5 protein-coding genes are annotated in these 7664 nt (G+C 53.9%); 3 read left to right on the top strand and 2 right to left on the bottom strand.

Translation table 11 applies throughout. The annotated features are described in order from the left end of the window. Positions 1-209: 209 nt before the first annotated feature. Complete coding sequence (locus ACP5D4_RS20100) at positions 210-494, bottom strand: hypothetical protein (protein WP_428013392.1); 285 nt, start codon at positions 492-494, stop codon at positions 210-212. 113 nt (positions 495-607) lie between these two features. Here ACP5D4_RS20100 and ACP5D4_RS20095 point away from each other — a divergent pair, with 113 nt between their 5' ends. Next, positions 608-745 carry a hypothetical protein gene (locus ACP5D4_RS20095; protein WP_428013391.1) on the top strand — a complete coding sequence of 46 codons (138 nt, stop codon included), beginning with the start codon at positions 608-610 and terminating at the stop codon, positions 743-745. A gap of 228 nt (positions 746-973) precedes the next feature. Here the strand turns inward: ACP5D4_RS20095 and ACP5D4_RS20090 are convergent, their stop codons facing one another. Further along, on the bottom strand, positions 974-1672 hold the full coding sequence (locus tag ACP5D4_RS20090; protein WP_428013390.1) for a RibD family protein: 699 nt from the start codon (positions 1670-1672) through the stop codon (positions 974-976). A gap of 159 nt (positions 1673-1831) precedes the next feature. Here ACP5D4_RS20090 and ACP5D4_RS20085 point away from each other — a divergent pair, with 159 nt between their 5' ends. Together ACP5D4_RS20085 and ACP5D4_RS20080 are read left to right on the top strand one after the other, a co-directional pair. Then, entirely contained in the window at positions 1832-3751 is a 1920-nt protein-coding gene (locus ACP5D4_RS20085) for a vWA domain-containing protein (protein ID WP_428013389.1), read from the top strand. 209 nt (positions 3752-3960) lie between these two features. Further along, positions 3961-7152: an ATP-binding protein gene (locus ACP5D4_RS20080; protein ID WP_428013388.1), complete on the top strand. Its 3192-nt coding sequence runs from the start codon at positions 3961-3963 to the stop codon at positions 7150-7152. Positions 7153-7664 lie beyond the last annotated feature (512 nt).

The raw sequence follows: 7664 nt of genomic DNA, 5'->3' as shown, positions 1-7664 counted from the left end.
GCAACACCTCTCACCCCGCCCTGGAAGGACGGGGCTTGTCAGTGACTTCGGTCATAGATAGCGATCTCCGGGCGATCGTGTAGGGAAAAGATTCAGTGGTCAGCGCGATTCAGTTTTCAACACAACTGTCACACAACTTTGGCTCGAACGGGCGAACTGGGCGAACCGAGGAAGCTCAACCGAGTGACGTAAGCTCGAGTCAAATCCGGTTAATTATAGTCGCGAACGCGAGGCCGGGGTGCTTTCAAGCGAAACATCTCGTGAAGAGAAGGGGCGGTATCGAGTTCCGAAGCATCGGTACCGACTTTCAACCATCCGCGACGCACAGCGTACAGGAGCCGATCGATCGTCGCTTGCTCGTCTTGCGTGTACGACTGTTCGAGAAGCATCGTTTGTAAAACTCGTTTGGCGTGGGTGTTGACGTAACCGGATTGCCAGATTTGAGCAAAAAGCTCGTCAATCGAACCGTAACGCATCTTAAATTGAGTGGACATTTGGCTTAGTGAAGAAAAGCTGCGCGTCTGTGACTCTACTATCTCCCGAAATCCCGATCGCTTCAGTGACGGTATGGGGTGAAGTCAGGTGATGTGTTCGATGCGGCTCGGTGATGGAATACCAGAACGACGAGTGTGTGAAATCCCTAACCTCTTGTGATATCCGTCACATGGAAGGGCGAGATGGGCTGGCGGCCAGCTCTCCAAGCGATCGCCACGGGGAAGATAGAGTGTTGACGGCTTGGGTATAGAAGACAACGCGATCACTATTGTTGCGAAAAGTTCTCTTCTACTTCTATTTTAGGCACGAGAACCGTTTGAGATCGAAATTAATTTTGGAATATCCGATCGCAGGGATTAAAAAATCTTTTCAAACGCCATCGCCCGCGAGTAACTTAATTAGACGACCCCCAGTATCTCCAAGATACCGGGGGCTAAAAAACTCAGAAATCCCGAGGATTTAGGCGAGCGAAAAAGGTCTAGGTTGAAGACTTGACGCGGTAATGTAAAAAGACTTCTTCTCCCACGCGATCGACTTCCAGTAACGTCAACTCGGGAAATTCACCCGAACCTAAACCGTTTCCGTCCACCGGAGTGGGGGCATCTTTTCCGCCAAAAATATAAGGACACACCGTCAACCAAATCTCATCGACGAGATTTCGTTGAAATAACTCAGCGATAAAGCTGCCCCCACCGAGAACCGCCAAGCGGTGCAAGCCTAACTCGAAGAGCTGCTGAAACGCCGCCGTCAAATCCACGTTACCATCGGCACCGTCGACTGCTAAAACGCGATCGAATCCCGAATCCTTGTACCAAGCTTTCGCGCCGTCCGTCGTCGTTAACAACCAGCGGGGAATCGGCTGCTGAAAAAACGGAACCTCTCGCTCGAGATGACCCGATCGGGTACAGACGATTTGCACCGGTTGCGGGGGTTTACCCGCTTTTTCGCGATATTCAAACCCTTCCGGCGACATCACTCGCATCGCCGTTTTCCCCACCCGAAGCGTTTGCGCTCCTACGATAACGCCGTCTGCTAACGCCACTTGCTTTTCCAAATGAGCGAAATCCGCATCAGAACCGAACTTTTCGTTCGATCGCGTCACATCAGAAATTTTGCCATCGGCACTCATGGCGAGAACGACAGTCGCATGGGGGCGGGCAAGGGACGACTCAGACATAAACTTCAACCGTTACTTTTTTTGAAATCTCTCGAAATTGAGTTCGATCTAAGTGTACGAAGAGAGAGGAACTTTAACCGAATTGGCGAATTCTATCTTAGCGAGAAAGCCCCCAGAAAGCTCAGGGCAATTCGCCAGATCTGAGGAGAAACCCCCATTATGCGCTCGAATCTAGTCAAACTCTGCTGTGCGGCGTCAGTCGGCTGCGCGATCGCCCTAAGCAGCCTGACCCTCACGCGATCGCCCCATACCATCGCCCAAACGCCGCCGACGCTACCCACCCGCCTCGAACCCAGTCATCCCGAAATCTGGCCCTTTATCGAAATGGCGAACCGTTACGGTTGCGCCGTCCGCTACAACGACGGTTCTCCCGTCACCCGCAACGGACGCCCCCTGCAAGAACCCGAACTCGCCAACGCCATCGCTGTCTGTCAAGAACGGTTCGATCGATTGAACCTCTGGAACCTCTTCACCGCCGAAGAAACCCAAACCTTTCAAACCCTGGCCGAGTTCTTTACCGTCGTCACCCAAGACGCTCCCGAAGATCGCTCCACCCTGCAACGGATGCCGATGAGTCAGCCTGAAACGGCGGCCGGCGCCACGCGGGGAGTCCCTCCCGCCGCTCCCTATCCCGGCGACATGGGGGCTTACAACCGCGAAGAATACAACCCCATCGATGAAAACCGCTTTCGCCGCGCCAACCGTCACCCCCTGTCCACCTTTTCCATCGACGTAGATGGCGCGTCTTACAGCAACGTGCGCCGCTTCATCAACAACGGACAACGACCCCCCATCGATGCGGTGCGCGTCGAAGAACTAATCAATTACTTCACCTATAACGACCCAGAACCGCAGGGAGACGCGCCCTTTTCCCTAACTACAGAACTGTCCGAAGCCCCCTGGAACCGCAACCACCAACTCGTCCGCATCGGCTTGCGGGGTAAATCCATCCCCAGCGAAGACTTACCGCCGAGTAACCTCGTCTTTCTCCTCGACGTATCGGGGTCGATGAACGCTCCCAACAAACTCCCGTTGCTCAAATCGGCGTTTCGGCTGCTCGTCAACGAACTCGACGCCGACGACAGTGTGAGTATCGTCGTCTACGCTGGGGCGGCTGGGGTGGTGTTAGAACCGACCTCGGGAGACGACAAAGATACGATTCTCGATGCGATCGCTCAACTGGAAGCGGGCGGGTCTACCGCCGGAAGCGAAGGGATTCGACGGGCTTACGATTTGGCGCGATCGCAGTTTGTGGAAGGGGGCAACAACCGTGTGATTTTAGCCACCGACGGCGATTTTAACGTGGGGGTTTCCAGCGAAGCGGAGTTAGTGCGACTCATCGAAGAGCGACGGGAAGACGATATTTTTCTGACGGTGTTGGGCTTCGGAACGGGGAATTTACAAGACGCCAAAATGGAACAGTTGGCGAACCACGGGAACGGCAATTACGCCTATATCGACAGCATTCTCGAAGCTAAAAAAGTCCTGGTGAACGAGTTGGGCGCAACCCTGTTAACCATCGCTAAAGACGTGAAAATTCAAGTGGAATTCAACCCGGCTCAGGTGCAGGCGTACCGACTCATCGGCTATGAAAACCGACTGCTGCAAGATGAAGACTTCAACGACGACAGCCGCGACGCCGGGGAGTTGGGGGCTGGACATTCGGTGACGGCGTTGTACGAAATCGTTCCCGTCGGCGTCGAGTTAGATGTAGAACTGCCGGAAATCGACGAGTTGCGCTACCAGCAACCCAGCGAAACCAGGGACTTCGCCGACAGCGACGAGGTGATGTTGGTCAAGTTACGTTATAAAAATCCGACGGAAGACGAATCGCAGCTTATCGAGCGTCCCGTAGTTGAGGGTGGTGTGGCTTTAGAAGGGGCGTCGGAGGATTTTCGTTTTGCGGCGGCTGTGGCCGCTTTTGGGATGTTGTTGCGGGATTCTGAGTATAAAGGGAATACGACGATCGAGTTGGTGCGGGAACTGGCGGACAACGCCCGAGGGGTCGATCGCAACGGTTATCGTGCCGAGTTTTTACGACTGCTGGAGAGTTATCAACTGCTCGGCGAACCCCGATGAGGAGCGTATAGTGGAAGAACGGGAACGACGCCAAACAGTTCGGTGGACAAAGAGAAAAGTTATTCTAGAGAAGTCGAGAAAAGTGCGTTGTTCCCTATCCCGAGATCGGCCGTGTCAAGTCGAAGCTCGATCGAGACAGTGGTGCGCTTAGCTTTTTTTCGACTCGATTTCGCTGATCTTTGCGATCGCTTCCCATACTGAAAAGTCGTATGCGCCAACTGAGCTGGAGACGATGGCCGCTTGCGGTCAAACTCACCACTACTATCGCTCTGTCTACCTTCATCGGAGTGTCGAGCGTCACGCTGCTGTCGTTACGTGGAAAACGACAAATTTTTCATCGCGAATTGCAACACCGCACGACGTTAGCGTTAGACGTTCTCTCGGAAACCTCTGCTGAGAATCTGGCGCAGGGTAACGTGGCATCGTTACAGGAGTTACTCTCGCAATTGGTGGAAAAGGGGTCGATCGAATCGGGGCGCATTTACAACCGTCAGGGTGAGGTCTTGGTGGATACGGCGGGAACGACATCGCCGCTGACTCCCGATCCCTTCGGACAGCAGGTGTTGAGCAGCGGAACCCCGATCTTTGAGTGGGAAGGCGATCGACTTCAGGTCGGAAAAACCATACAACTGGGTCCGGAAACTGTCGGTGCCCTCAGTTTGACGGTTCCCACGGCGGACATCAACCGTCAAGCTGCTGAAACCCGCAATCACAGCGTTCCCATCGCTCTTTTGGTGACCGCTGGCGGTGCGGCGGTGGCTTGGTGGGTCAGTCGCTCGATCGCTCGCCCCCTGCGTCAGCTAGCTGAAGCGACGAAATGGGTCGCGGAAGGGGAATTTCAACGGGCGACAGATATCGATGTTTTGTCGAAACTCAATCTCGAACGTCAAGACGAGTTGGGAATGCTGGCCCGATCCTTCAGTCGCATGACCGGCCAGATTCAGGATATGGTCTTGTATCTCGAACAACGAGCCGAACAGGTTCAAAAAAGCGAACTGAAGAACAAAGCGTTACTCGAAGCGATTCCCGATACCATGTTCCGTCTGCGGACCGACGGCACTTATCTCGACGTGCAGGCGGATAAAGACCAACCGCTGCTGTTGTCCCGCAGTGGCTTTTTGGGAAAAAGTCTCTACGAGGTGCTGCCGACGGAACTGGCCGATCGCAATATGTACTATGCCGAACAGGCCAGGAAAACTGGAGAAGTCCAGATTTTCGAGTATCAACTGCGAATCCCCGATCGAAAAACGGGAGAGAGTAAGTTACACGATTTTGAGGCGCGAATGGTCACCAGCGGTGACGATGAAGTGTTGGCGATCGTGCGGGACATTACGGAACGCAAACGCTACGAAGCCACTATCGAAGCCGAACGGCAGCAACTGCGCCAAATCGTCACCCAAGCCCCGGTGGCCATGGCCATGGTGGATACGGAAATGCGCTATTTGGCCCACAGCAACACTTGGCTGTCGGACTACGATCTCGAGGATCGATCGCTCGTCGGACGCTGTCATTACGAGGTGTTTCCCGATATCCCCGAACGCTGGAAAGCCATGTACGATCGCGCTTTGAAAGGAGAAATCGCCTCCAACCCGGAAGATACCTGGAAACGCGCTGACGGTTCCATCCTTCACCTGCGCTGGGCGATTCATCCCTGGTACAAACCCGATGGCAGCATTGGCGGTATCGTCATGGCCAGCACGCAAATTAACGAACTGGTGGAAGCTCGCGAAGCGGCGTTGGAAACGGCTCGTCTCAAGTCGGAATTTTTGGCCAACATGAGCCACGAAATCCGAACCCCCATGAACGGCGTGTTGGGGATGACGGATTTGTTGTTGACGACGGAACTCGACGAGTCGCAGTTGGAGTTTACGCAAGCTCTCAAAACCAGCGGCGAGCATTTACTCAATTTAATTAACGACATTCTCGATTTCTCGAAACTGGAGGCGGACAAACTCACGCTCGATCGCCAGCCCTTTGAGTTGCAAACCTGCCTCGAAGAGGTGGTGAACCTGTTTGTCGTGCAAGCCAAAAGTAAAGGCTTGAAGATGAAGGTGGAACTCGAATCCAACCTTCCCATGCAGTTACTTGGGGATTCGCGACGGTTGCGCCAGGTGTTGATGAATTTGGTGGGGAACGCCATTAAGTTTACCGATCGCGGTTCGGTGACAATTTCCGTGCGTCAGGTTGCCTCGTCCGGACGGAAAACCGACGAAGGCAAGGAGCGAGATCCGGCTTCAGAACCGATCTTGGAATTCGCCGTCACCGATACGGGGATCGGGATTTCTGAAACCGATCTCGACTTGTTGTTTCAAGCCTTTTCTCAGGTGGACGCCTCCAGTACCCGCAAGTACGGCGGGACGGGGTTGGGACTAGCTATTTGCCAGCAACTCGTGACGAAAATGGGCGGCCGGATTTGGGTGGAAAGTTATCCCGATCGCGGTTCGACTTTCCGCTTTACGGCTCAGTTTCTCGTGAACGATCGACCCCTGGACGTGGCAACGCCGCAAACCCCTGAAGAGAGGACCCAGGAGGCTTCTGCTATTGCCAGCCAACCGCCCCTCCTCGAAGCCAGCGCCTCTTCCCCTCCGTCTCAGGACGGGGCCACAGCCACCACGGGGACGGTGTTGGTGGTCGAAGATACTCGCATCAATCAAAAGGTGGTGATGAACCAACTCAAACTCCTCGGGTATAGGGCTGAATGTGTCAATAACGGACGGGAAGCGGTCGATCGACTCTTACAAGACCCTTTCGATATCGTGTTGATGGACTGTCAGATGCCCGTTCTCGACGGTTATCAGGCCACTCGTGAAATTCGTCGGTTGGAAGCTCAGGGCGATCGCCATACTATCGTTGTGGGACTGACGGCGCACGCCATGCAAGGCGATCGTCAAAAATGCCTCGATGCGGGAATGGACGACTATCTCGCCAAACCCGTCACGATGGAGAAGTTGAAAGGGGTGTTGGAATCTTGGATGTCTCGTACTCTGTCTCGGTCAGGGACGAACGGTGTCACAGAGGACGCCAATGGCGATCGAGTTCCCTCGGACTCGCAAGAGGCATCGGAAGATATCATTGATTGGAATCGCCTGCACGAGGTATCGGGAGACGATGCGGAGTTCGAACTCGAACTGCTCGATTCGTTTTTGGAGTCGGCCCGGGAGTATTTACAAAGCGCCCGTCAAGCCTTAGATTCCCGCGACGCCGACAGCTTTTCTCGCTTCATTCATCAGTTAAAAGGTGCCAGCGGTAACGTGGGGATTCCCTCGATGATGGCATTATCAAGCGAACTCAACGAACGCGCTAAAGCCAATGTATTAGAGGGCGCAGATGAGGGGTTACGGAAACTCTCGCAAATGGTCGATCGCGTGGACCGGGTTCGATCGAAAATAGAACATCCGTAGGGTGCGTGACTTGAAAAATCGGGTGTAAATCCTCAGACGAACCCATCGTCACGCACCGCCGATGTACACCGCCCACATACAAGGCTGCGTGACTTGAAAAATCGGGGGTAAATCGTCAGACGAACCCATCGTCACGCACCGCCGATGTACACCGCCCACATACAAGGCTGCGTGACTTGAAAAATCGGGGGTAAATCGTCAGACGAACCCATCGTCACGCTCCCCATCTCCCCATCTCTTCATCACCCTTAGTGGTGCAGAAAAGTCCTGAAACCCTTGTTAGAAAAGATATCGCCGTATTAAAGGGTTAGTCCAAAAATCTCAAATCGGTAAATGGCTGCCGGAGATCCCCGGCATCTCCAAGATGCCGGGGATCTGGCTCACTTAAATACATATAATATGTATTTTGTCAATCACCAATCTCGAAAAGTTTTCTGCACCACTGAGCCTCATCACCTCATCGAAAATTTTGGGTTTGAAACCCCGCCCTTCTAGGGCGGCTTTACAGTACA

The organism is Baaleninema sp. (assembly GCF_049974805.1).
Lineage (GTDB): Bacteria > Cyanobacteriota > Cyanobacteriia > Cyanobacteriales > Geitlerinemataceae > Baaleninema.
This window is presented reverse-complemented; position numbering and strand designations above follow the sequence as displayed.